The organism is Arthrobacter sp. KBS0703 (assembly GCF_002008315.2).
Classification (GTDB): Bacteria; Actinomycetota; Actinomycetes; order Actinomycetales; family Micrococcaceae; genus Arthrobacter.
Map to the genome: position 1 here is coordinate 3,105,830 of NZ_MVDG02000001.1, position 23,435 is coordinate 3,129,264.

The following is a 23,435-nucleotide window of genomic DNA, read 5'->3' on the forward strand; positions in this document are numbered from 1 at the left end:
TGCGGCGGCCCCACCCGAAGGTGGGACCGCCGCCGATCTTTAAGCGTTGTGCGCTAGCCGGAAGGCAGGGGGTTAGAAACCGCCCATGCCGCCCATGTCGTCGCCGCCGCCCATGGCCGGAGCGTTCTTCTCCGGCTTGTCGGCCACAACAGCCTCGGTGGTGAGGAACAGTCCGGCAATGGAAGCTGCGTTCTGCAGGGCAGAGCGGGTTACCTTGACGGGGTCGTTGATGCCGGCGGCCAGCAGGTCGACGTACTCGCCGGTTGCTGCGTTCAGGCCGTGGCCTGCGGGCAGGCCCCTGACCTTGTCCACCACAACGCCGGGCTCGAGGCCTGCGTTGTAGGCGATCTGCTTGAGCGGGGCGTCGATGGCAACGCGGACGATGTTCGCACCCGTTGCCTCGTCGCCTTCAAGCTGCAGGTTGGCGAATGCCTTCGCGCCGGCCTGGATCAGGGCAACGCCACCACCGGCGACGATGCCTTCCTCAACGGCAGCCTTCGCGTTGCGGACAGCGTCCTCAATGCGGTGCTTGCGTTCCTTGAGCTCAACTTCGGTTGCGGCACCGGCCTTGATGACTGCAACGCCGCCGGCCAGCTTGGCCAGGCGCTCCTGCAGCTTCTCGCGGTCGTAGTCGGAATCGGAGTTTTCGATCTCGGCGCGGATCTGGGAAACGCGGCCGGCAATCTGGTCAGCGTCGCCTGCACCTTCGACGATGGTGGTCTCGTCCTTGGTGACTACGACCTTGCGGGCGCGGCCCAGGAGTTCGAGGCCGGCAGTCTCCAGCTTGAGGCCGACTTCCTCGGCGATGACCTGGCCACCGGTGAGGATGGCGATGTCGGCGAGCTGCGCCTTGCGGCGGTCACCGAAGCCCGGAGCCTTGACGGCGACGGACTTGAAGGTGCCGCGGATCTTGTTGACGATCAGCGTGGCCAGGGCCTCGCCCTCGATGTCTTCGGCAATGATCAGCAGTGGCTTGGAGGACTGCATGACCTTTTCGAGGACAGCAACCAGTTCCTTGACGTTGGAGATCTTCGAGTTGACGATCAGGATGTACGGGTCCTCAAGGACCGTTTCCTGGCGCTCGGTGTCCGTGACGAAGTACGCGGAGATGTAACCCTTGTCGAAGCGCATGCCTTCGGTGAGCTCAAGCTCCAGGCCAAAGGTGTTGGACTCCTCGACGGTGATGACACCTTCCTTGCCGACCTTGTCCAGGGCCTCGGCTATGAGCGCGCCGATTTCGTTGTCGCCAGCGGAGATCGAGGCCGTGGCGGCGATCTCTTCCTTGGTTTCAATTTCCTTGGCGGAGTCCAGCAGTTCGCGGGTTACCGCTTCAACTGCCTTCTCGATGCCGCGCTTGAGGGACAGGGGGTCAGCTCCGGCCGCGACGTTGCGCAGGCCTTCCTTGACCAGGGCCTGTGCCAGCACGGTAGCCGTGGTGGTGCCGTCGCCTGCGACGTCATCCGTCTTCTTGGCAACTTCCTTGACCAGCTCGGCGCCGATCTTCTCGTAAGGATCGTCCAGCTCGATCTCCTTGGCGATGGAAACACCATCGTTGGTGATCGTGGGGGCGCCCCACTTCTTTTCGAGGACGACGTTGCGTCCACGCGGGCCGAGGGTGACCTTAACGGCGTCGGCGAGGATGTTCAGGCCCCGCTCAAGGCCGCGGCGTGCCTCTTCATCAAATGCAATGATCTTGGCCATAACGGCAGTGGTCCTTTCGGGACGGTCGTTAAGAATGAACCTCGCTGCGGTGCCCGCGACGGACGATCCTTCCTGCAGGCCTCTGTATGCCGGCAGTCCGGATCTCACCCCAACCAGGTGTTTCTTCCGCTCCACGTAGGCGACTGACCTCGCTGACGGCCTGAACCGGGCGATGCTTTAGCAGTCGATACGTAGGAGTGCTAATCAATAATTAGCACTCCCCCGGGGAGAGTGCAAGCAGATGCGGCCGAAAACCGTGGAACGGCGGCAGGCGCTTCGCTCCCAGCGATCAGCCGGCGGCCCGGCCGGCCGCCTCGGTGCCGGTAAGTTTGGCGTTGTTGTCCGCGCCATAGGTGAACACCATGTAGTTGGCAGCGGTGACATCGCCGTTCACATCGAACCGGACAGGGCCTGATTCACCGTCATAGTCCACGGCGGTTCCGGCCTTAATGGCAGGGAGGCATTCCTTGTACGTCTTGCAGACGGGGGGCTTCCCGGCGGGCTGGGCGGCGCTTTGGCCCTGGCCTGCAGAGCCGCCCGAGACGGAGATCAGTTTCGCGGCGATCGAGGCGCCGGCGTCGTCATCCGCCACGGCGGCCGCCACGGCGGCAAGATTAACGGCGTCGTAGGTTTCCGGCGCAAAGGTCATGTCCTTGAGGCCCGCGTCCACTGCCACGAGTTCACCCTGCAGGTGCGCGGATGGGAAGACCCCGGGGACGACGGCGCGCGCGCCGTCCAGCGCCTTGGCGCCGAGCCCCGAGCCGTACTGCCTGAAGGCGCCGTCGCTCAGGATGAGCTTGCTGCCCGGCATGCCGGCGTTGGTGAGTTCGGCGACGGCCCCCTGCGCCCCGTCGCGGGCAATGACGACGACAGCGTCCGGCGCGGCCTCCCGGGCGGCCGCCGCGGCTTTCTGCGCCTCCCCCGGTTTGAAGGCGGAAAGCGTCACCGCTTCCAGCCCGGCCCCCTTCGCTGAAGCGGACACAGCCGCTGACACGTCCTTGCCGTATCCGCCGTCCTCGTAAACCACGGCGAGGCTCTTGGCCCCGCCGTCCCTGGCCAGTTTCACCAGGATGGCCGCCTGGGCGACGTCGGCCGCGGCTGTGCGGAAGTAATATCCGCCGCTGTTGTACTTGCTCAGCTCCGCCGAAGTATTCGCCGGAGAAATGAGCGTGACCTTGGCCTTGGACAAAACGTCAATGGCGCCCGGCGCCCGGCTCGAATCCGTGGGGCCAATCACGACGTCGGCCTTCGCGTCCACAAGCTCCCCCGCCTGCGCGGCGGTGTCGGCGTCGGTGTTCGCCGGCAGCAGTTCCACCGGCCGGCCTTTGTGGCCGCCGGCCGCATTGATTTCCTGGACGGCCAGTTTCGCGGCCGCCAGCTGGGCAGCGTTGAGGAACGCCTGCGGGCCGGTGTTGTCAAGGATCAGGCCGATCCGCAGGGTGCCGTCACCGCTGGCCTCCACCGAGGCCGTCCTCGCGTTGCCCGCAGAACCGGAGCACCCGCCCAGCGCCAATACGGCGGCAGCACCCCAGGCGGCGGTGCGGGCGGACGTCAAGGTTCCGGTCCGACGTCGGGCAGTCACCGGGGAGGACCTGCGGGCGGCGCGGGGCGTCACTAGGCGGGCCGCACGTTTTCGGCCTGCGGGCCCTTTTCGCCTTCGCCGACTTCCAGCTCCACGCGCTGGCCCTCGTCAAGAGCGCGGTAACCGTCACCCTGGATGGCGGACCAGTGCACAAAGACGTCGTCGCCCGAGCCGTCAACCGTAATAAAGCCGTAGCCCTTTTCCGCGTTGAACCACTTCACGGTTCCCAATGCCATGATCTCCACACTTTCAGATTGCTTCCGTAAGGCCCACTTCAGTGTGTGCCGTGAATTACGCGTTGAAGTCTGGAATCACTCTATCGACGGGCCCGTCCGGGCGCAGTCAGGCAGCTAAGACCGTGCCCAATAGTTATTGAGGCGTAACCCAAACGGTCACTGGAATTCGGGGCCCAGCACCACGGCAACCGGGGCCTGCAGGTCCGCAGTTTCAACGAGCTTGGTGATGTTCAGGAGCGCACCGAGTGCCTCGGCGTTGGCCTTCTGCGCGGCGTCGGAGTAGAAAACCACCGACTCCTGCTGGGGTGCTCCCTGCCAGTTGGACACCTGGCCCAAGGTCCAGCCGTCCTTCTGGACCTGTCTCTTATACACATCTAGATGTGTATAAGAGACAGGCCCGAGGTGAGCGTCGCGTTGTAGACGGATACCGGCTGCGACTTGTCGAGCAGGGACGAGCTCAGCGCCTCCGTCCCTGCCGAGTCCGCGGCCGGGGCAGACCCGGATGCGGAAGCCGACGGCGTGCCGGAGGCGGTGGCGCCGGGCGAGGCAGCCGTGGCTGTCTCTTATACACATCTAGATGTGTATAAGAGACAGCCGTGCCGCTGGCCGACGCGCTGAGCTGCGAACTGGGCGGCGCTTCGGCGGTCATGGCGGACAGCGGGCTCGCGGCTGCCTGAAAACCAAGCTGCGGCAAGAACAGGAACGCGACCACGCCGACGGCAAGGGACCCGATTCCCACGGTCAGAATCGGCCAGAGCCTGGCGCGGGCCGGCGCCGACGCGGCACGGTGTACGCCCTGACGGGCAGAGGCCTCAGGGACCCTGTCGAATTCGTCCCGAGCATAGTTGGTCATGGTGAAGTGACGTCCTTGGTGGATTTCTTGCCGGCAGTCCGGCACTGGCGTTTACGCGTCAGATCCCAGGCGGCGTGCAGTGCGGGCCCGCTGGCGTGACGTACGTAGTCTACGCAATCTCTTCACCAGCATGGGGTCGTGGGCCAGTGCAGCCTCGGTATCGATCAGCGCGTTAAGGATCTGGTAGTAGTGCGTGGCCGAGAGGTCGAACAGCTCGCGAATGGCCTGTTCCTTGGCTCCCGCGTACTTCCACCACTGCCGTTCCAGGGCCAGCATCTGCTGCTCCCGCTCGCTCAACGGCGAGTCCCGCAACTGGAAGTCGTTCAGCAGCGAGCCGCGCTGCGACCCGGTGTCCTGCCCTGCGACAGCCGCCGCCGGCTGGCCGGCGAGTTGGTCCTGCAATGGCTCTGCCACTGCACCCTCCTTCGCTGAATCCGGTAAAAGCCCAACCCCCATGTTACGGACGAATAACAGCATTGTCATTTACGCCAGGTTACGCCGCGGCCCGCCTGACAGCGCTAGGGGAGAATAAGGGGGTGATTGAACCTGAACCGCTGTTTGACCTGGAGCCGTCCGGGCCGGAGGCCCCCGGCTTTGCCGAGATGGCGGGGATGCCCCTCGATGAGCTGCTGGCCCCTGACTGGGCCGCGGCGCTGGCCGGTGTGGAGGCTGAGCTGAGGTCGGTGCTGTCCTTCCTGGCCGGAGAAGTGGCGGAGGGGCACAGGGTGCTGCCATCGCCGTCGAACGTCCTCCGTGCGTTCCGCCAGCCGCTGGCGGGCGTGCGGGTGCTGATCGTGGGCCAGGATCCGTACCCCACGCCGGGGCATGCCGTCGGGCTGGCGTTCTCGGTGGACGGCAGCACGCGCCCCATTCCGCGCAGTCTGGTCAACATTTACAGGGAGCTTGAGGCCGATCTCGGGCTCCCGGCACGCATCCACGGCGACCTGGGCGCCTGGGCCGGGCAGGGCGTCCTGCTGCTCAACAGGGTCCTCAGCGTCCGGGAGGGTGCCGCCGGCTCCCACCGCGGAAAGGGCTGGGAAGCCATCACGACGGCGGCCGTTGCCGCCGTCGCAGGCCGCCGTTCCGCCGAGGGCGGAAGGCTCCCCCTCGTCGCCGTCCTGTGGGGAAAAGACGCGGAGGGAATGCGGCCGCTGCTGGGCGACACGCCCGTCGTTGCCAGCGTCCACCCGAGCCCGTTGTCCGCCGCGCGAGGATTCTTCGGCTCCCGGCCGTTCAGCCGCGCCAACGCCCTGCTCCAGGAGCAGGGCGCCAGCGGGGTGGACTGGGAGCTTCCGGCCATTCCCGCCGCCTACCATCTGTAGAGCCTCGGCGCGCTGGCCACTCCCCTGACTTCGGCCGAGAGCCATTCTCCCTTGGCGGGGTCGATGTGCCCGGCGCAGGGCAGCTCCACGGTACCGCTGGCCGACGGGAAGTTCACGGCACCCGTCCAGAACGGAGCCGAACCATCGTTGGTGTAACTGCTGTAGCACAGGACCGTATGCGTACCGGGCGGGAAATCGACGGGCCTCAGCCGAATCTGGTATTCACCGGGCGGGCCGGCGGCGGCACCCCGGGAGATGAACGCGGAGCTGACCGTTGTGGTGCCCTCGCCGCGCGCCTGGGACGTCTGTCCCATGGTGTCTACTGCAGTAACGTCCACCCAGACCTTCTGGTTGGGGCCGTTGCCCACGTTCACATCCGCGAAGGACGCCGACGTTGATCCCCGCTGCCCGTCCGAGGTGATCCACCGAAGCTCCGCAATCGGACGCCCGTTGGGCTGGGGTGCCCTGATAATGAAGTGGATCGAGTGCCCCTCGTTGAATCCGGTGGCCGTGGGAGCCCCCGGCTTTCCGTACGGCTGCACCGGGTTGGCGTCCGTGAAGGGGCCCGGGTAGGACTGTCCGTCCACCACGTTCGTGGCACGGACGCCGATCGTGTACGTGCCGTTGTTCGCCAGCCCCGGAATGACCTTGTTGGCGGGCACGGCCGCGACCTGGCCGCCGTTCACCCGATATTCATACACAGTTTCTCCGGCCGCCGCCCCACCCCTGGAGGACGGCGCGGTGAACGTCAGCTGGGCGCTGTTGTCCAGCGGATCCGCCCGGAGTCCGTTGACGGGGCCGGGGGCCCCGACAGCCCGGCGCGGGTCGGATGCGGCGCTGTCGGCCGAGTATCCGGCCTTGTTCCGCGCTGCAACAGTGAAGGTGTAGCCGGCATCCGAATTGCCCACGGTGAAGACCGCGCTGGTCCGCCCGCCGGACACCACCTGCGAGGCGTCGGGCGAGCCGGGGTGCGAGGACACCACGGTGTATTCGGCTACGGCGTCGCCGTTGGCGTCGGGTGCCGTCCAGCTGACCTGGATGACCGAGCTGTTGGCCCCCGACGTTGCGAGCGTGGTGCTCGGCTTGGCAGGGACTGCGGGCACCCCGGCCGGGATTTCCGCGGCCGAGAAGGGGCTCCACTCTGAGGGCGTGGGCGCCTTGTTCTTGGCCCGGACCTGGATCCGGTACGACGTGCCGTTCGCCAGCCCGGTCCACGTGTAGCTAAGCCCGGGACCGGCCGACCGCACCCCGGAGCCTGCAGGAGGCGCCGGCGAGAGCTGGAGCTCGTAGTCGGTGACGGCGGATCCGGTGGTCCTGGCCGTGGGCCAGCTGACCGCCAACTGCTTGTCGCCGAACGACAGCGACGGCGCCTGCGGCACCTCCGGGCGCTGGTCCGGGCGGGCCGGAGCGGAACGTTCCGAGGCCGCGGATTCACCGATGCTGTTCACCGCAACAACGCTGAAGGTGTACTCGACATCGTTGGTGAGCGACCCGATGGTGCACGTGTTGGCGGGGCACAGCTGCGACACGCCGTTGGTCCCCGTGACCCTGTAGCCGGTGATGGCCGAGCCGTTGGCAGCCGGAGGCGTCCAGTTCAGCACCACGGTGCTGTCGCGCACCTCGTTGGCCACGGGAGTGCCGGGCTTGTCCGGTTTCGCCTTGACCGTCAGCCTGATGCGCCCGTCTGCCTCGCGCCGCGGATCCCCGGTCTTGTCCTGGATCCGGTACCGCACCACCATGGTGCCCACGAACGATTCCGCGGGGCGGACGTCCACTGCGTCCCCTGAGACGGTTGCGGTGCCGTTGCCTGTTTCCACCACGGCACTGACAACCTTCAGCGGGGTGTCGGCAAACGGGTTGACGTCGTTGGCCAGCACCTGGACCCGCCGGTTTTCGCCGGCCTTGGCCTCCCCCACCTCGTCTTCATTGGCCAATGGCAGCGGACGAAGTGAAAGCGTCAGCTGCACGTCCACGGTGCCCTGGGCCGAGAGTCCACGCGGGTCCGTGACAGTCAGCGGGAGGATGCCTCCCGGCTCCGGCGCATCGGCTGCGGCCCTGATCTTCAGGGTTGTCCCGTCCACGCTGGCGCTGATGCCGGGAGGAAGCTGGCCGCCCAGGGTCACCGTGAGTTTGCCGCTGTCAGCCTGGTCCGGATCCGATATCAGGGTGTCCAGATCCACCTCCGCTGCCTCGCCCTTGACCACGCTAGCGCGGGTGGAGGACATGACGGGCGGGTGGTTCCGGTTCGGATCTGGCAGCACGTTGATGCTGATGGTCAGCACGGATGTGAGCGTGTCCGGCGCGTCCAATGGGCCGTCGGCCACTTCGAAGGTCAGGGACGCCGGCCCGGAATAATCGTCGGCGGAGGTGAACACCAGGGAGGCTGCGCCCTTGACGAGCGGCCTGCCGCTGGCCGCCACCGCCGACACACGCGAGTCAACGGTGAGCCGCGGGCTGCGGCCTTGGCGGACCACCACGGCATCGTTCAGGTTGAGGGCCAGTTCCTGGCCGCTGACCACTTCCAAGGGGGCAGGGCTCTTGAGCGCCGGGCGCTGCTCGGATGTTCCTGGCACGTGGATGAACGCGGTGGAGGTCAGGCCGTCCAGGTCCGTGACCGTGTACGGGATGATGCGGGGAGCGGGCAACAGGGTGACGTTGACGCTGCCAACGCCCCGGACTGCCGCGTCGGTTGTTCCGGCGGCCAGAGTGACCGTCAGGTCGGAGGTCACGCCGTCGGGGTCTTCGTCGTTCTTGAGCACGGGAACGTCCACGGCGGACTTGCCCAGCGTTTCCGCGAAGGAGACGCGGTCGTCCCGGGTGGTCGGCGCCTTCCGCGGGGCGGACGGCGTGACGTCCACTTTCAGCGTGCCCTTTGCCTGGCCTCCCCTTCCGTCCGAAATCCGGTAACGGATGACGACGGCGGCCGTGGCGTCCGGCGTCGTAAACCGGACTTTCCCGTCTTCTATCGACGCGTTCAGCGCGGCATCCGCTTCAACGCCGCCGCGTACGAGTGCCAAGGCGTCGCCGTCGGGGTCCGCGTCGTTGCGCAGCACGTCCACGGCGATCTTTCTGTTGGGCTGGGCGGTGACCGCATCGTCGCCCGGCACCGGCTGCTGATTGGCCGCGGGTGCGGCCCCGATGCCCACCGCCACGGTGGCTGTGCTGCGGACGCCGAACGTGTCCTGCACAACGTAGCTGAAGGCATCCTGCCCGGCGGCCTTCGACGACGCCGTGTATTCCAGGTAGGTTGCGCCGACGGTGACGGTCCCCTGGGCCGGAGCCTTGTCCAGGCCGACCAGCGACACGGAGTCGCCGTCGGGGTCTATCCCGTCCAGCGGTACCTGGATGCGGGTGGCGCGGCCGGCGATGGTCCGGGCGGTCAGGTCCGTCGGTTCAGGCCGGGAATTCTGGTCCGCGCCGCCGCCCTTGATGCGGATGGTGACCTGCGCGGAGGATTCCTGGCCGTCCGGTCCCTTGACCACGTAGATGGCGTGCACCGTCTTCGCCGTCGGGCCGGCCTTGAACCGCAGGACGTCGCCGGAAATGCCCAGTAGCCCATCGGCGGGTTCAACGGTCTGGGCGAGCTGAGGCTTCAGCGCCAGTGTCGCCCCGTCCGGGTGGCTGTCGTTGGCCAGCACATTCACGGTGGCAACGTCGTTGGCACGCACCGTGATTTCGTCCGGCACCGCGCGGGGCGGCCGCAGCCGGGCCGGTGCGGGCACCGGCTGGACGGTCACTTCACCGACCGAGCTCTCGAGGCCGTTGGACACCGTGTAGGTGAACGTTGCCAGGGCGGCAAGACCGTTGGCGTCAGTGATCTTGAGAACGCTGTGGTCGAGGACGGCCACGGAAAGCGGCGACCCGGAAGGAACGTTGACCGATTGGATGACCAGCACCCCGCCGGCGGGGTCGATGTCGTTGGCCAGCGCATCCACCAGGGTGTGCCCGCCCTGCGGCAGCCGCGCCACATCCCGGACGGCCACCGGGGCGCCGTTGCTCCCGCCGTTGGTGACATCGATCCTGACCAGGCCCAGCTGGCTGGCCGGCCCGTTGGTCACCTGGTAGGTCACGTAATAGGTGCCGGCGGCCGGAGCATTGAAAACGAAGGTGCCGGAGTCAAAATGGGGGGCTACCTTGGCGGCCGGAGGACCTTCCACCCGGGCCAGCCGCAACGTGGCACCGGCGGGGTCGAAGTCGTTTTCCAGTGGGGAAACCACGACGTCCCGGCCCGCCACAACGCTCAGGTGATCGGGGTTTGCCACCGGCGGCAGGCTCCCGCGGGGGCGCACCTCCACGGTAATCTTGCCCTCGATCTCGGTCCGGCCATCGGACACCCGGAGGGTGACCTCCTTGCGGCCCAGGGTTGTGCCCACATCCTGGAACTGCAGGAGGCCGTCCGGGCGCACCTGGACCTGGTCGTTGCCGTTGTCCGCCGTTGCGGCTTTGAGGAAGAGATCGTCGCCGTCAGGGTCGGTCCAGTCCGCCAGGACATTCTGGCTGACGGACTTTCCCTGTTCGAGGAGGATGACGGTTTTTCGTTTCTGGGCGGGCGGACCGTTCTCCGAGTCCTTCCGCACGGCCACCCTGATCTTGGCCTGCGCGCTCTTGCCCCGGCCGTCGTCCACCTGGTAGCCGAAGTCGGACGTTCCCGAGGCCTTCTCGGGGACGGCGATCTGCAGGGCGGAGCCGTTGTAGATGGGCTGCGCCGTGCCGTTGGCCCGCCCCGAGCCGAGGACGTTCAGGGTAAGCAGGTCGCCGTCCGGGTCGGAGTCGTTGTCCAGCGGAGTCAGCAGCGTGGTCCTGCCCGGCCTGACGCCGAAGACGTCGTCCTGGGCGTTGGGCGGACGGTTGGCCTTGGTGCGGTCCGGGAGCTGGTTGAGCGGATTCTGGTCGGCGGCGTCTTCCTTCTCCTCCTCGGACCGGTTCGGCGGCGTCTGGAGATCCTGCCAGTTGTTGACCAGCTGCATCGCCTGCTGGACGAGCCACACGTTGCCGCCGTTGGTGTCGTTGAGCACCACAACGCTGCGGTTCACCCGGAAGACCAAGTCGGACTTGTCGTTGGCGTCCGGGACATCCGTCAGTTTGTCGTGGGCATCATCGGCGCAGTCCCGAAGGTACCGGTTGCTCTGGTTCCAGGCCGCATGCACGCAGCCGTCCAGCTGCACCGGACGGACCGGATTTCCGTTGGCGCCGGAGGGTTTTGTGGTGGCCGCGGAACCGTCCAGCGGCTGTTCGACCAGGCCCTTCGGCGTGGCCACGGCGACGAAGCTGCTGGCCGGGCCGGCCTGCTGGAGCCGTGACCCGCCGGCGTCGGGCAGGTCGACCGTCCGGCCCCCGGGCAGGTACAGCCGGCCGGAATCGGAGTCCAGCAGCACCGCGTCGGCTCCCACCGTCGTGAGCTGAAGGCTCTTCACAGCCGAGAAATCGGCGTAGGACCCCGTGGCCTTGTCCCCGGCGGTTCCGTTGTCCTCGACGGTCATCCGGCTGACCTCGTGTGCCCCGGGGTTGGCGATGTAGGCGGCTCCGTCCGCTCCGATGACTGCCTGGAGGTTAGGTGCCCCGGAAATCACCGGCTCCGAGGATTGGCGGTCAAAACCACGGACGGAGTCGGTGGAAGCCAGCCAGGCCTCCCCCGTGCCCGGATCGCTGAATACGTAGGCACCCTGCCCCGCGGCGGCGGTCACGCCACCGGGCAGCATGACGGGTTCGCCGAGCCTCATGGCTGCCGGGTCCACGGCCGTCAGGGACGAGCCGGCATCCACCAACACTTCGCCCTCGTGCTGGAGGATATCGAAGCCGGCCCCCGGCGGGGTCACGCCGCCGTCCAGGGTCCTGGAGGGATAGTTGAGCCGCGCGGTCATTCCGACGCTCTTGTTCGTCACCCAGACGCCGCCGTCGTTGAGGTCGACGTCGGCTGATTTGACGCCCGGGTAGAGAAAGGCTGCCGCCGCCACCAGTGCGGTCACCGCCGAAAAGCCCGTCGCCTGAAGCAACCGCCTGTGCTTTGCAAGGAAGTTTCTTGGCGTTGGCATGGCTGTCCCCCGGTCAGCTGCAATGAAGTCCCCACCAATTAGACCAACAAGTGCAGTAATCTAGCGAACCCGGGGGGAACGGGAGGAGATCCGGCACCGGACTTAGCCTAGGCTTACTTTCATGACTTCTGTTCCTGCCGCCACGTCCGCCACACGGAATTCCCGTCCCCAGACCAACCTGACTGTCCTGCGCCGGGAGCAGCTTTCGGACCACATGGTTCGCATTGTCGCGGGAGGTGAAGGCTTCACGGAGTACGTCAATAACGACTTTGTGGACAGATACGTCAAGATCGCCTTTCCGCAGCAGGGTGTGGACTACCCGGAGCCGCTGGATCTCTGGGCCGTCCGCGAATCGATGCCGCGGGAGCTGTGGCCGCACACCCGGACCTACACCGTGCGCTGGGTGGACGCGGCAGCCGGCGAACTTGCCATCGACTTCGTGATCCACGGGGACGAAGGCCTGGCGGGGCCCTGGGCGGCCGCGGCCCAGCCCGGCGACACCCTCATCTTCACCGGACCGGGCGGGGGCTACAACCCGGATCCCGCGGCCGACTGGTACCTCCTGGCCGGAGACGAAGCCGCCCTGCCTGCGATCGCCGCCGTCATCGAGTCCCTGCCGTCCGGCGCCCGGGGCCTGGCATTCGTGGAAGTGGACACCGACGCCGATATCCAGCCGATCGCCGCACCGGCGGGGCTCGAGTTGGTCTGGCTCAAACGCGAAGGCGCCCCCGCAGGCGGCAGCGACCTGCTGGTCAACGCGGTCCGCGATGCCGTGTGGCCCGACGGCAGGGTTGATGTCTTTGCCCACGGGGAACGCGGCTACATGAAGGGCCTGCGGGAGGTGCTGTTCCGGCAGCGCGGACTGGAGCGCGGCCAGGTGTCGCTGTCCGGCTACTGGGCCACGGGACGGGTCGAGGATGACTTCCAGGCCGAGAAGAAGCTGCCGATCGGTAAGATCTAGCGGCGGCGGGCCCGCCGTCGTTCATTGCTCGCAAGGCTCCGGGTGAGCGGCCGCGCAAGCGTGTCGCCCAGCACAATCCCGCCGGCGACGCCGAACACAATCGCCCCGGCACTCAGCATCCCGCCGGCGCCGAGCAGGATTTCGGATTCCTCGATCGTCAGGACGTACATCGAGCGGAAGATGGTGAGGCCGGGCAGGAGGATGAGCGCCGCCGGCACAGCGACCACGAGCTGCGGGGCGCCCATCCGCAGCGCCACCACCCGGGCCAAAAGGCCAATCACGACGGCGGCCACCGCGGGGGAAAAGCGCTGGCCGACGCCGAGCATTTCTCCGCCGATCAGGACCAGGTGGCCGATCACGCCCACGGCCGCCGTGGGAAGAAGCAGCTTCCAGTCCGTCTGCTCGGTGATGCCGATGGCCACGACGGCGACCGCGACCATGATGACCAGCGCCCACCATGGATAAGCCGGCGGGAAGGTCTCGGTGACGTTGATCGGTTCCATGCCCGTCATGTCACCCACCACGAACGCCACGGCAATACCTGCGACGAGCGCCCCGAACGTCAGCACCGTGGACAGGAACCGGCCGGCCGCCGTGACGGGGAAGCCGTTGATGGCATCCTGGACCGAGGAGACCAGGCGCCCCGTGGGAAGCAGCAGCAGGATCCCGCCCACCACGACGATGGCCGGAGCAATCTGGATCCCTAGGGGGCTGCCGAATCTCCACATGAGCAGCGCGATCAGCGTTACCACAAAGGAACAGGCCGCCGTGTTGAAGAAGTCCGGCGTGCGCCAGCGGCCCAGTTGCCGGGCGAGCAGGCTGATCAGGAGGTTGGAGGCGAACGCGATGCCGGACGCCCCCGGTCCGCCGCCCAGGACCCCCACGAACACGGCCGAAAAGACTCCGAACGCCACGGTGACCATCCACCGCGGGAACGGCTTGGGGCTGCGGACAATCTCGTCCAGCCGCCGGATGGCCTCGTCCCGGCCGACGCCTCCGGCCACGATGTCCGTGACCAGCTGGTGGACTTTGGCCAGGCCGGCGTAGTTGTTCGTCCAGGAGCGCACCACGCGCAGCAGCGAAATGGGGGTCTGGTCCTGCGGCGCATAGTTGATCGCCACCGACTGGTTGGTGATGTCGACCTCGATGTTGCTCAGGCCAAGCGCGGCCGTGACCGCGATGATGCTGGTTTCCACCTCGAGGGCACCGGCGCCGTACCGGAACATCGATTCGGCGAGGCGAAGCGCAAAGTCCATGGTCTTGCGCGCGGACGTGTCGATGCCGCCCACCTGGATCATGGGGTTGGCGTAGGGGCTGCCGGTGAGCCTGTCCACGATGCTCAGCGGCGCCGTCGGCGGGTTCTCCCCCTGGACCAGGCGGCGCAGCATGCGCTTGGCCGCCGCGTTCTGGTGCAGCTGGGAGGGAGTAAGCGGCTCAGTTTTGGGCAGCCCGTCCGTGTGCGGCCTGTTGGCGCCGCGGGGCTGTTTGGTCATTCGGGCCTACCTCCGTGCCATGCCTGTGGTCTTAGTAGAACTGCTGTCCCGTCCGCCGCGTGTACACCTGACGGGCTACACGCTCGCCAGCTGCCATCCACGCCTTGTACTTCAGCGGGCTGATGACCTGGTCGTAACAGCCAACGAAGTCGGTGACTGTTTTGCTGAAGCTGGTCTTGAAAAGCCCCAGTCCGTGGAACGGGTTGGATGTGTCCTTGAGTTTGTCGCTGGGCGGGGTTCCGCAGAAATCGTATTCGGTGCAGCCCAGCTCCTTGAGCTGGTTGATCGCCGTCCACTGCACCAGGTGCGAGTCGCCGTACTGGCCGCGTTTCTGCAGGGATCCGCCGTCCTTGTACGTGCCCTTGTGCCCGTAGTTGATGACGAACGCCCCTACTGACGGTACGCCGTTTTCGTAGACGAACAGAAGCCGTCCCTGGCCCCGCTTGATGAAATTGGTCCAGAACTGGCGGTAGTACTCATACTCGCGGACCCGGACTTGGGACTTTGCCTCCACGGTGTTGGTCATGAGCGCATACATGGCCGTGAAGTTTTCCTCGGTGGGCTCCACGTTGAGCACGTCGACCCCCTCGCGGATGGCGCGCCGGACGGCATTCCTGCCCCGCGAATGCAGGTTCCGGAGCAGCTGGTTCTCGTCCGGGGAAATGTCCAGGAGGGCCGTGGAATCGTTGGGCTGCAGGTTGTGCGTCTTGACCAGCCCGGCCTTTTCGATGACCTCCCGGGCCGCGTCGCTTTGCACGATGTCAGGTTCGATCTTGATGGCGAAGACGCCCAGCCGAGCCCTCTTTACGAAGTCCGCGTTGGCCGCGGCAATGCCCGGAATGTCTTCGACGCCGGCAACATCGGGCCCCTTGATCAGGTACCACAGCTTCCCCAGCACCGGAAAGCTCTTCTCCAGCACCAGGTTGTAGCTCGTGTAGTCAGCCGTCTCGTAGACGAGGTGGAGTGTCTTCCAGCCGAAGTGCTGTTTGACGTCGGCGAACGCCTCAGACTGAAGCAGGTTACCGCCGTTCGGATTCGCGGTGACGTGGGAGTCCCAGTTGGCGACCTCCTCGGCGGAGGCAAAGCGGGCAGTGAATTCTCGCAAGTGTGCCGTGTCCAATCTTCGCGTACGTTTCGTCAGCAGGTGCCCGGAGAGGCAGCCTCAAGTCTATCTGGCCAGCCTTGCCGGTGGCTGGACGTAGTCATGCTGCTCACAGTCGTATCTGGCTGAGGTCGGTGAGGACCGTCGACTTGCCCCAGCCTCCCTTCCATGGTCCAGGCCGCTATTTTCCAGAATTTGCGCGGTATCTGGACTCCTCGGTACGGCACGTCGTCGTCGGCCAGGACCGGGCCGGTGAAGACGCTGATCCTTGCATCGTGCCCGGCGGCGTGGTTCAGCACGTGGTCTTCGAGCCCGAGCCACAATTCCTTGCCCTGGTTGAAGTCGGCAGCCTGCGGGGCGGCGTTGGGGTAGGAGAAGGTGTCCTGGTTGGCGGTGCGTGCCGTGGCGTCATCGCCCCACACGGGGTCAAGGCGGCGGACCAGATGGCCGCGGTCCAGGCCGTTGTCGCGGTAGACCTCCGGCCCGGCCTGCACACTCCGGGGCACCCTGGGGTCGAAATGCCAGACTCCAATCCGGTCAAGCGGCACCAGCTCACGGCCGTTGATGTTGACGCCGACCACGGCAGCTAGCTTGCGCGCTGGCACGAGCCGGACGGAAAAGTGGGTGTAGTCGAGGAGGATGGTGGGGCGGTCCGGACAGGGCAGTTCGACGGCCGCCCGCAGGAAGCCGGGATCGTATCCTGTGCCCATGGGTCCATCGTTGCACCGGCTTGACTCTCTGTCCTCCCGTGGCGACTGTTGAACCATGGAGCCCACAGACGATAGCCGCGGCGGAAAGGCCGTTCAGGCGGCAGCCCTCCTCGCGTTTCTGGCTGCGTCTGCCGTGGTCGCTTACCTGGGCTCCCAGGTCACCGTGGGGAACGTCGACGGCTGGTATGCAACGGCGGACATAGCGCCCTGGTCTCCGCCTGGCTGGGTGTTCGGCGCTGTGTGGACAGTGCTGTACACGGCCATGGCTGTGGCCGCCTGGCTCGTTTGGCGGAGCGATGACCCCGGACGCAGGACAGCGCTCACGGTGTATTGCCTGCAGCTGGCCCTGAATCTGGCCTGGACGCCCGTGTTCTTTGGGCTGTATCCGGCGCTGGGGTCCGCCGCCCTCTGGCTGGGGCTTGCCATCATCGTGGCCCTTGCCCTGGCGGTCGCCGCGGCGGTGCTCTGCTTTGGGCCGATCAGCCGGACAGCCGGGCTGTTGATGCTGCCCTACCTGTCCTGGGTGGTCTTTGCCGTGAGCCTGAATGTGTGGGCGGCCGCCCACAATTAGGCCGCCGCCGCCCCGGTCACCGCTGCCGAATCAGCACTCCACCACGTTCACGGCGAGGCCGCCCATCGCCGTTTCCTTGTATTTGGAGCTCATGTCCCTGCCGGTCTCGCGCATGGTCACGATAACCTCGTCGAGCGAAACCCGGTGCGAACCGTCGCCCCAGAGCGCCATCTTGGCCGCGTTGATCGCCTTCGCCGCCGCGATTGCGTTCCGCTCAATGCACGGCACCTGCACCAGCCCGCCGATCGGATCGCAGGTCAGGCCCAGGTTGTGCTCCATCGCGATCTCGGCCGCGTTCTCCACCTGCGCCGGCGTGCCGCCCATCACCTCGGCCAGCCCCGCGGCGGCCATCGACGACGCCGAGCCCACCTCGCCCTGGCAGCCCACCTCGGCCCCGGAAATCGACGCCTGCTCCTTGTACAACACCCCGATCGCACCCGCCGTGAGCAGGAACTTCACCACCACATCGTCACGATCCTGCTGGGTCGCCTGATCCATGCCCGGGGCGAAGTGCAGCGCGTAGTACAGCACCGCCGGGATGATGCCCGCGGCGCCGTTGGTCGGCGCGGTGACCACCCTGCCGCCGGAGGCGTTCTCCTCGTTCACCGCCAGGGCAATCAGGTTCACCCACTCCTGCCAGTACTTCGGGTCCCGGTAATCGGGATCCTGGTCCCGGCTCTCCTTCAGCAGCCGCTCGTGCCAGTCCGGCGCACGACGGCGGACCTTCAGCCCGCCCGGCAGCAGCCCCTCACGCCGGAGGCTGGTTTCCACACAGCCCTCCATCACCGAATAAATATGCAGCAGCCCCTCCCGGATCTCCTCCTCGGTGCGGGAAGCACGTTCATTGACGAACATGACCTCGCCGATGGACAGACCCTTGGACTGGCAGCGGCCCAGCAACTCGGCTGCGGTGCGGAACGGCAGCGGCAATTCCTTCTTGGACTCGTCCAGTTCCTGCTGCGCCGCGTCCTCCTCGCCCTCCCGGACGATGAAACCCCCGCCCACCGAGAAGAACGTGGCACTGCGCAGCACCTCCCCGCCCGCGTCCGAGACCGTGAACGTCATGCCGTTCGTATGCCGCGGCAGGACGGTCAGCGGACGCAGGACCATGTCCTTCACCCCGTACGGCAACGAAACCGCACCGGCCAGCCGCAGCGTCCCGGTCTCCGAGATCGCCGCCAGCCGCTGCTCCACCTCATCAGGCAGGATCAGCTCCGGATGGAAACCTTCCAGCCCCAGCAGGATCGCCGTCATGGTGCCATGCCCATGCCCGGTCGCGGCCAGCGACCCATACAGATCCACCCGCAACGACGCCACCCGGTCCAGAACCCCGGACGCCGTAAGCTCCCCCGCGAACACCGCGGCAGCCCGCATCGGACCCACCGTGTGCGAACTGGACGGGCCGATCCCGATCGAGAAGAGGTCAAAGACTCCAACAGCCATTGTCGGTTCCTAACTAGGTCTAACTGTGGTCCGGCAGATGGTCCTGCCGGATGACTGCGGCGCCGCGGGTCGCGGCTCGCAATCGGTCAGTACGGTCGGCGGCGGCAGCTTGTGGCGGCCGCGCGCCGTCGTCCTGTCTTAAGCAACGCTACGCGGTTTATGCCGCGGCGAGCCCGGCCGCGGCCGGGTAGCGGTGGTGGGCTGCGCTCACAGCTCGCCGCCGTTCTTGGAGGCGTAGTCCTGCGCGGAGAGCAGCGGGCCCTCGGACTCGGCTGCCACCTTGAACAGCCAGCCGGCACCGTACGGATCGCTGTTGATCAGCGCGGGGTCCTCGACGACGGACGGGTTGATTTCCGTGACCTCGCCCGTCACCGGGGCATAAAGATCGGAGACGGACTTCGTGGACTCCACTTCGCCGCAGGTCTCCCCCGCGGTGACCGTGTCGCCGACCGCGGGCAGGTCAACATAGACAATGTCGCCCAGGGCGTCCGTGGCCACGGCCGAGATGCCGATGGACAAAACGTTCCCAGCGCCGCGGGCAACCCACTCGTGTTCGTCGGAGTACTGCAGTTCAGGGGCAACTTTTGCCATGTGTTTCTTCCTTTACGTTTGAAAAGTCGTGGGCTGAATCAATTGTGGCTGGGTTAGTCGGCGACCGCGGTGCCGTTGGGTGGCGGATGAGGCAATTCCTCCGCGTGCTCGGTCGCGACGGCGCCCGCTGAGCGGACGCGACGCTCCCTTAGACGCACGCTTCCGGAATCCCCTCACCCGCCGATCCCCTGCTTCAGTTCTGGCCGCCAACAGTTTTCCGAGAAGCCAACGGTTCCTCGGAAGAAAGTGTGGCTTTGGGTTCAGGAGAAGCCGACCCTCGGTAGGCGGCTCATCCCCAGCACCTTTGGCTTTCAAAGGCGCCGGAACCGGCGGCAATCCTGTCATAGCGGTTTTTCAAAAGGTGACCTGCCCTCGAGGAGCTGGCTGGCCGCGGTTTTCGAAAGCGTGCGTCAAAGCGACGAAGGAGCAGCACGCGTGAAAACTGGGGCCTGCCGGCCCCGGAGCCGGGACCGCTGAGGCGCCCGGGTACCGATAGGTACCCGGGCGGACGGGACCTACTTTTGGCGCTTGTAGAAAGGCAGTGCGACGACTTCGAACGGCTCCGCCTTGCCGCGGAGGTCGATGTCCAGGGCGGTGCCGGGTTCGGTGAACTCGGCGTCGACATAGGCCATGGCCACCGGGTACCCGAGCGTGGGGCTGGGCTGTCCGGAGGTCACTTCGCCAACAACGTTGCCGTCCTTGAGCACCGGGTAGTGCCCGCGGCCTGCGCGGCGGCCCAGGCCCTTGAGGCCCACGAGCTTGCGGCCCGACGTGGCGCCGGCCCCTGCTTCCTTCTTGGCGGCCAATGCTGCCTTGCCCACGAAGTCGCCTTCCTTGGAAAGCGCGACGACGGGACCGAGACCGGCGGCGAACGGGTCACCTTCGAGTGACAGTTCGTTGCCGTAGAGCGGCATGCCGGCTTCGAGGCGGAGCGAATCGCGCGAGGCGAGGCCGGCGGGCGTCAGCTCCCCTTCATCCGCAATGGCGATGATGGCCTGCCAGAGGGCGGCGGCGTCGTCGTTGTCCACGAAGATCTCGAAGCCGTCCTCGCCGGTGTACCCGGTCCGGGCCAGCAGCAGCTCCTGGCCGGTGCCAGCCACAAGGAAGGGAACCTCGACCGCGGCGTAATACTTCAGGCCGGTGACGAGCTCGTGCTGCGCGGCAGGAACCAGGCGGAGGAGGATTTCCTCGGCCTTGGGGCCCTGGACGGCGATCAGCGATGTGGCCGCGGAGACGTCCTCGACCACGGCATCGAACCCGGCGGAGCGCTGGGCGAGGGCCTCGGCCACCACCTTGGCGTTGCCGGCATTGGGCACCACGAGGAACGTGTCCGTTCCGTCCTGAGCAGCCGGCCGGCGGTACACGATGAGGTCGTCAATGATGCCGCCGTCCTCGTTGCAGATCAGCGAGTACTTGGCCTTGCCGACGGACATCGCGGAAATCTTGCCCACCAGGGCATAGTCCAGGAATGCTGCCGCGCCGGGGCCGGTCACCCAGACTTCGCCCATGTGGGAGAGGTCGAAGATGCCCGCGGCCTTGCGGACCGCGTGGTGTTCGGCCAGTTCGGAGCTGTACTTGAGCGGCATTTGCCAGCCGCCGAAGTCGGTGAAGGACGCACCCAGCTTCTTGTGCTCTTCGTAGAGGGCTGTGTAGTTCTCAGGCATGGGAGCGGATCCTCAGCTTTCGAAGGCTTCGATGGGCGGGCAGGAGCAGATCAGGTTCCGGTCCCCTGCGGCACCGTCGATACGGCCCACGGGCGGGAAGTACTTGTCCTGCTTGAGGGAGTGGACGGGGAAGACTGCCTGCTCGCGCGGGTATTCGCGGGCCCAGTCCGAGCTGATGACCGCCGCCGCGGTGTGCGGCGCGTTGCGCAGCGGGCTGTTTTCAACGGTGAAGTCACCGTTTGCCACCTGGTCGATTTCGGCCCGGATGGCAATCATGGCCTTGATGAAGCGGTCGATTTCGCCCAGGTCTTCGGATTCCGTGGGTTCAACCATGAGCGTGCCGGCCACCGGGAACGCCAGCGTGGGTGCGTGGAAGCCATAGTCGATCAGGCGCTTGGCAACGTCCTCGGCGGTGACGCCGGTTTTGGCAGTGAGTGCGCGCAGGTCAAGGATGCACTCGTGCGCCACGAGCCCGCCCTCGCCGGTGTACAGGACCGGGAAGAAGTCGTTCAAGCTGGCCGCGACGTAGTTGGCGGCGAGCAGCGCGGACTTGGTGGCGTCGGTCAGGCCAGCACCGCCCATGAGCTTGACGTAGGCCCACGAGATCGGCAGGACGCCGGCGGAGCCGTACTTGGAGGCGGAGATGGGGGTGCCGTCCGCGCCGTTGGCCGGATCAGCCGCGTTGCCCGGCATGAAGGGTGCCAGGTGCGCCTTGGCCGCGACCGGGCCCACGCCCGGTCCGCCGCCGCCGTGCGGGATGCAGAAGGTCTTGTGCAGGTTCAGGTGGGACACGTCGCCACCGAACTTGCCCGGCTGGGCCAGGCCCACGAGGGCGTTGAGGTTGGCGCCGTCGATGTAGACCTGTCCGCCGGCTGCGTGGATGGCGTCGCAGACCTCGCGGACGTCGGCGTCGTACACCCCGTGCGTGGACGGGTAGGTGATCATGATGGCGGACAGCGCGTCCTTGTGCAGCTCGATCTTGGCATTCAGGTCCGCGTGGTCGATCGTGCCGTCGGCGGCCGTGGCCACCACAACAACCTTCATGCCCGCCAGCACCGCGGAGGCCGCGTTGGTGCCGTGCGCCGAGGCCGGGATGAGGCAGATGTTGCGCTGGGCATCGCCGCGGGACAGGTGGTAGCCGCGGATGGCCAGCAGGCCCGCGAGCTCGCCCTGGGAGCCGGCGTTCGGCTGGATGGACACCTGGTCGTAGCCGGTGATCTCGGTCAGCTGCGCCTCGAGGTCGGCGATCAGTTCCCGCCAGCCCTCGGTCTGCGAATCCGGCGCGAACGGGTGGATCGAGGCGAACTCCGGCCAGGAGATGGCTTCCATCTCGGCGGTCGCGTTCAGCTTCATGGTGCACGAGCCCAGCGGGATCATGGTGCGGTCCAGCGCGAGGTCGCGGTCGGAGAGCCGGCGCACGTAGCGGAGCAGCTGGGTCTCGGAGCGGTGCGTGTTGAACACCGGGTGCTGCAGGTACGCGGAAGAGCGTTCGACGGCGGTGTCGAGGGAGAATGCGTCCGTCGCGTCAACGGCCTTGGCACCGAAGGCGCCGAGAACGTCCGCGACGATTGCCGCCGTCGTCGTTTCATCGGTGGAGATGCCCACCGTGTCGGCGTCGATGCTGCGGAGGTTGATCCCCCGTGCCTCGGCCTCGGCGATGATGCCGGTGGCCTTGCCCGGAACGGACACGGTCACGGTGTCGAAGAAGCTCGTGTGCAGGACGTCCAGCCCGGCGGCCTTCAACGAGGCGGCAATGGTCTTGGCGTGGCCGTGGGCGGTTTCGGCGATCGCCTTCAGGCCTTCCGGGCCGTGGTAGACGGCGTACATCGAGGCGACGATGGCCAGCAGCGCCTGGGCGGTGCAGATGTTGGACGTAGCCTTTTCACGGCGGATGTGCTGCTCGCGGGTCTGCAGGGCAAGGCGGTAGGCGGGGACGCCGGCCGAGTCCTTGGAGACGCCGACCAGACGGCCCGGCATGGAGCGCTCAAGCCCCTTCTGGACGGCCATGTAGGCAGCGTGCGGGCCGCCGTAGAAGAGCGGAACGCCCAGGCGCTGCGCCGAGCCGACGGCGATGTCCGCGCCCTGTTCGCCCGGAGGCGTGATGAGTGTGAGGGACAGGAGGTCCGCAGCCACCGTCACGAGCGCACCGCGGTCCTTGGCGGCGGCGATGACCTCGGAGTGGTCGAAGACGCGGCCGGAAACGCCAGGCTGCTGCAGGACCACGCCGTTGATGACGCCGTCGGGCAGTCCTTTGGAGAGGTCCGCAACCTCGACTTCGAAGCCCAGCGCTTCGGCGCGGCCCTTGACGATCGCAATGGTCTGCGGCAGGCAGTCGGCGTCCAGGACGGTCTTGCCGTCGTGGGCTTCCTTGTTCTTGTTGGCGCGGCGCATCATCAGCACGGCCTCGGCCACGGCGGTCGCTTCGTCCAGCAGCGACGCGTTGGCGATGGGCAGTCCCACGAGGTCCTGCACCATGGTCTGGAAGTTCAGCAGCGCCTCGAGCCGGCCCTGGGAGATCTCCGGCTGGTAGGGGGTGTACGCCGTGTACCAGGCCGGGGCTTCGAGGATGTTGCGGCGGATCACCGGCGGCGTGACGGTGTCGTAGTAGCCCTGGCCGATCATCTGCACGGCCGTCTTGTTCTTCGCGGCGATCTTGCGCAGCTCGGCGAGGGTTTCGACTTCGCTGAGTGCCGGGGCGAGCTGCAGCGGGGAGTCCTGGCGGATGTCCTTGGGTACTGCCGTGTCAACCAGCGCATCAACGGTGTCGTAGCCGACAGCCTTGAGCATGGCGTCGACGTCGGCTTCGCGGCGCGCGCCGATATGGCGGTCAACGAAGGAAGTGGAGGCTGAATTGACAGTCAAAAGGAACTCCATAACTCAGGCGGCGCAGGGTACGCCACATCGATTCGGGTTCCTCCCCGCTCTGTATATTGGACCTGAGAGTTTCCGCGCGGCCGTGCTTTTGCACAGCCCCGCTTGCACCGTCGGTGAGCACAGCATGCCCTGAACACTCCGGGTAGTTACGGAACATTCCAGATGGGCAGCCTGCTGCTTTCCAGAGTTGCCTTGCCGCGGCGGTACATGGGCCTGAGAGATTCCTGGGGAGGATTTGCTCCTACGGCGCCTGCTTGTACCTACTTGCAGAACTCTCCCGCCGCAGATCAAAGGCATATT

17 protein-coding genes and 1 riboswitch are annotated in these 23,435 nt (G+C 66.8%); of the genes, 3 read left to right on the forward strand and 14 right to left on the reverse strand.

Annotated elements, in window-relative coordinates; genetic code table 11:
* Window positions 1-72 precede the first annotated feature (72 nt).
* From groL to B1A87_RS14440, 6 genes are all read right to left on the reverse strand, one after another.
* Window positions 73-1,701 carry a chaperonin GroEL gene (gene groL / locus B1A87_RS14420; protein WP_078028510.1) on the reverse strand — a complete coding sequence of 543 codons (1,629 nt, stop codon included), beginning with the start codon at window positions 1,699-1,701 and terminating at the stop codon, window positions 73-75.
* Between the two features lie 289 nt (window positions 1,702-1,990).
* The gene (locus tag B1A87_RS14425) at window positions 1,991-3,283 is read right to left on the reverse strand and encodes an ABC transporter substrate-binding protein (protein ID WP_078028599.1); all 1,293 of its coding nucleotides are present in this window, start codon (window positions 3,281-3,283) and stop codon (window positions 1,991-1,993) included.
* 32 nt (window positions 3,284-3,315) lie between these two features.
* Entirely contained in the window at window positions 3,316-3,519 is a 204-nt protein-coding gene (locus B1A87_RS14430) for a cold-shock protein (RefSeq protein ID WP_139362837.1), read from the reverse strand.
* Between the two features lie 156 nt (window positions 3,520-3,675).
* On the reverse strand, window positions 3,676-4,092 hold the full coding sequence (locus B1A87_RS24015) for a LytR C-terminal domain-containing protein (protein ID WP_260680854.1): 417 nt from the start codon (window positions 4,090-4,092) through the stop codon (window positions 3,676-3,678).
* Entirely contained in the window at window positions 3,977-4,372 is a 396-nt protein-coding gene (locus tag B1A87_RS24020; RefSeq protein WP_260680855.1) for a hypothetical protein, read from the reverse strand. Before B1A87_RS24020 ends, B1A87_RS24015 begins: the two co-directional genes overlap by 116 nt.
* Window positions 4,373-4,423: 51 nt before the next feature.
* The gene (locus B1A87_RS14440; RefSeq protein ID WP_347033923.1) at window positions 4,424-4,786 is read right to left on the reverse strand and encodes a DUF3263 domain-containing protein; all 363 of its coding nucleotides are present in this window, start codon (window positions 4,784-4,786) and stop codon (window positions 4,424-4,426) included.
* A 188-nt stretch (window positions 4,787-4,974) separates the two neighbouring features.
* On the opposite strand from B1A87_RS14440, the gene B1A87_RS14445 reads away from it, so the two are divergent.
* A complete protein-coding gene (locus B1A87_RS14445; protein WP_078028597.1) occupies window positions 4,975-5,694 on the forward strand; it encodes a uracil-DNA glycosylase in 720 nt (239 codons plus the stop codon).
* Here B1A87_RS14445 and B1A87_RS14450 read toward each other — a convergent pair.
* Window positions 5,682-11,687: an Ig-like domain-containing protein gene (locus tag B1A87_RS14450; RefSeq protein WP_078028507.1), complete on the reverse strand. Its 6,006-nt coding sequence runs from the start codon at window positions 11,685-11,687 to the stop codon at window positions 5,682-5,684. The genes B1A87_RS14445 and B1A87_RS14450 overlap by 13 nt on opposite strands.
* 160 nt (window positions 11,688-11,847) lie before the next feature.
* Here B1A87_RS14450 and B1A87_RS14455 point away from each other — a divergent pair, with 160 nt between their 5' ends.
* Window positions 11,848-12,687: a siderophore-interacting protein gene (locus B1A87_RS14455; protein WP_078028506.1), complete on the forward strand. Its 840-nt coding sequence runs from the start codon at window positions 11,848-11,850 to the stop codon at window positions 12,685-12,687.
* On the opposite strand, the gene B1A87_RS14460 is transcribed toward B1A87_RS14455, so the two are convergent.
* From B1A87_RS14460 to B1A87_RS14470, 3 genes are read right to left on the reverse strand one after another with little or no spacing between them, the layout of a single operon-like run.
* Complete coding sequence (locus tag B1A87_RS14460; protein WP_078028505.1) at window positions 12,684-14,180, reverse strand: threonine/serine exporter ThrE family protein; 1,497 nt, start codon at window positions 14,178-14,180, stop codon at window positions 12,684-12,686. The two genes, B1A87_RS14455 and B1A87_RS14460, sit on opposite strands and share 4 nt — an antisense overlap.
* A 31-nt stretch (window positions 14,181-14,211) precedes the next feature.
* A complete protein-coding gene (locus B1A87_RS14465; RefSeq protein ID WP_078028504.1) occupies window positions 14,212-15,285 on the reverse strand; it encodes a peptidoglycan bridge formation glycyltransferase FemA/FemB family protein in 1,074 nt (357 codons plus the stop codon).
* Window positions 15,286-15,317: 32 nt separating this feature from the next.
* Window positions 15,318-15,992, reverse strand: coding sequence for a DNA/RNA non-specific endonuclease (locus tag B1A87_RS14470; RefSeq protein ID WP_078028503.1), 675 nt, complete (start codon window positions 15,990-15,992; stop codon window positions 15,318-15,320).
* Between the two features lie 55 nt (window positions 15,993-16,047).
* Between B1A87_RS14470 and B1A87_RS14475 the strand changes: the two genes are divergently transcribed.
* Window positions 16,048-16,563 (forward strand): TspO/MBR family protein, encoded by a 516-nt coding sequence (locus tag B1A87_RS14475; protein ID WP_078028502.1) that lies wholly within the window; start codon window positions 16,048-16,050, stop codon window positions 16,561-16,563.
* Window positions 16,564-16,593: 30 nt separating this feature from the next.
* Here the strand turns inward: B1A87_RS14475 and B1A87_RS14480 are convergent, their stop codons facing one another.
* The 4 genes from B1A87_RS14480 to gcvP all read right to left on the reverse strand — a co-directional run bounded on the left by B1A87_RS14480 (window position 16,594) and on the right by gcvP (window position 23,135).
* Window positions 16,594-18,006, reverse strand: a complete 1,413-nt coding sequence (locus B1A87_RS14480; protein ID WP_144275826.1) for an L-serine ammonia-lyase — start codon at window positions 18,004-18,006, stop codon at window positions 16,594-16,596.
* Window positions 18,007-18,213: 207 nt separating this feature from the next.
* Window positions 18,214-18,597 carry a glycine cleavage system protein GcvH gene (gene gcvH, locus B1A87_RS14485; protein ID WP_078026894.1) on the reverse strand — a complete coding sequence of 128 codons (384 nt, stop codon included), beginning with the start codon at window positions 18,595-18,597 and terminating at the stop codon, window positions 18,214-18,216.
* 515 nt (window positions 18,598-19,112) lie between these two features.
* Window positions 19,113-20,261, reverse strand: a complete 1,149-nt coding sequence (gene gcvT / locus B1A87_RS14490) for a glycine cleavage system aminomethyltransferase GcvT (protein ID WP_078026895.1) — start codon at window positions 20,259-20,261, stop codon at window positions 19,113-19,115.
* Window positions 20,262-20,273: 12 nt separating this feature from the next.
* Window positions 20,274-23,135, reverse strand: a complete 2,862-nt coding sequence (gcvP, locus tag B1A87_RS14495; RefSeq protein ID WP_395940251.1) for an aminomethyl-transferring glycine dehydrogenase — start codon at window positions 23,133-23,135, stop codon at window positions 20,274-20,276.
* Window positions 23,136-23,326: 191 nt separating this feature from the next.
* Window positions 23,327-23,425, reverse strand: a riboswitch (glycine riboswitch).
* Window positions 23,426-23,435: the final 10 nt, after the last annotated feature.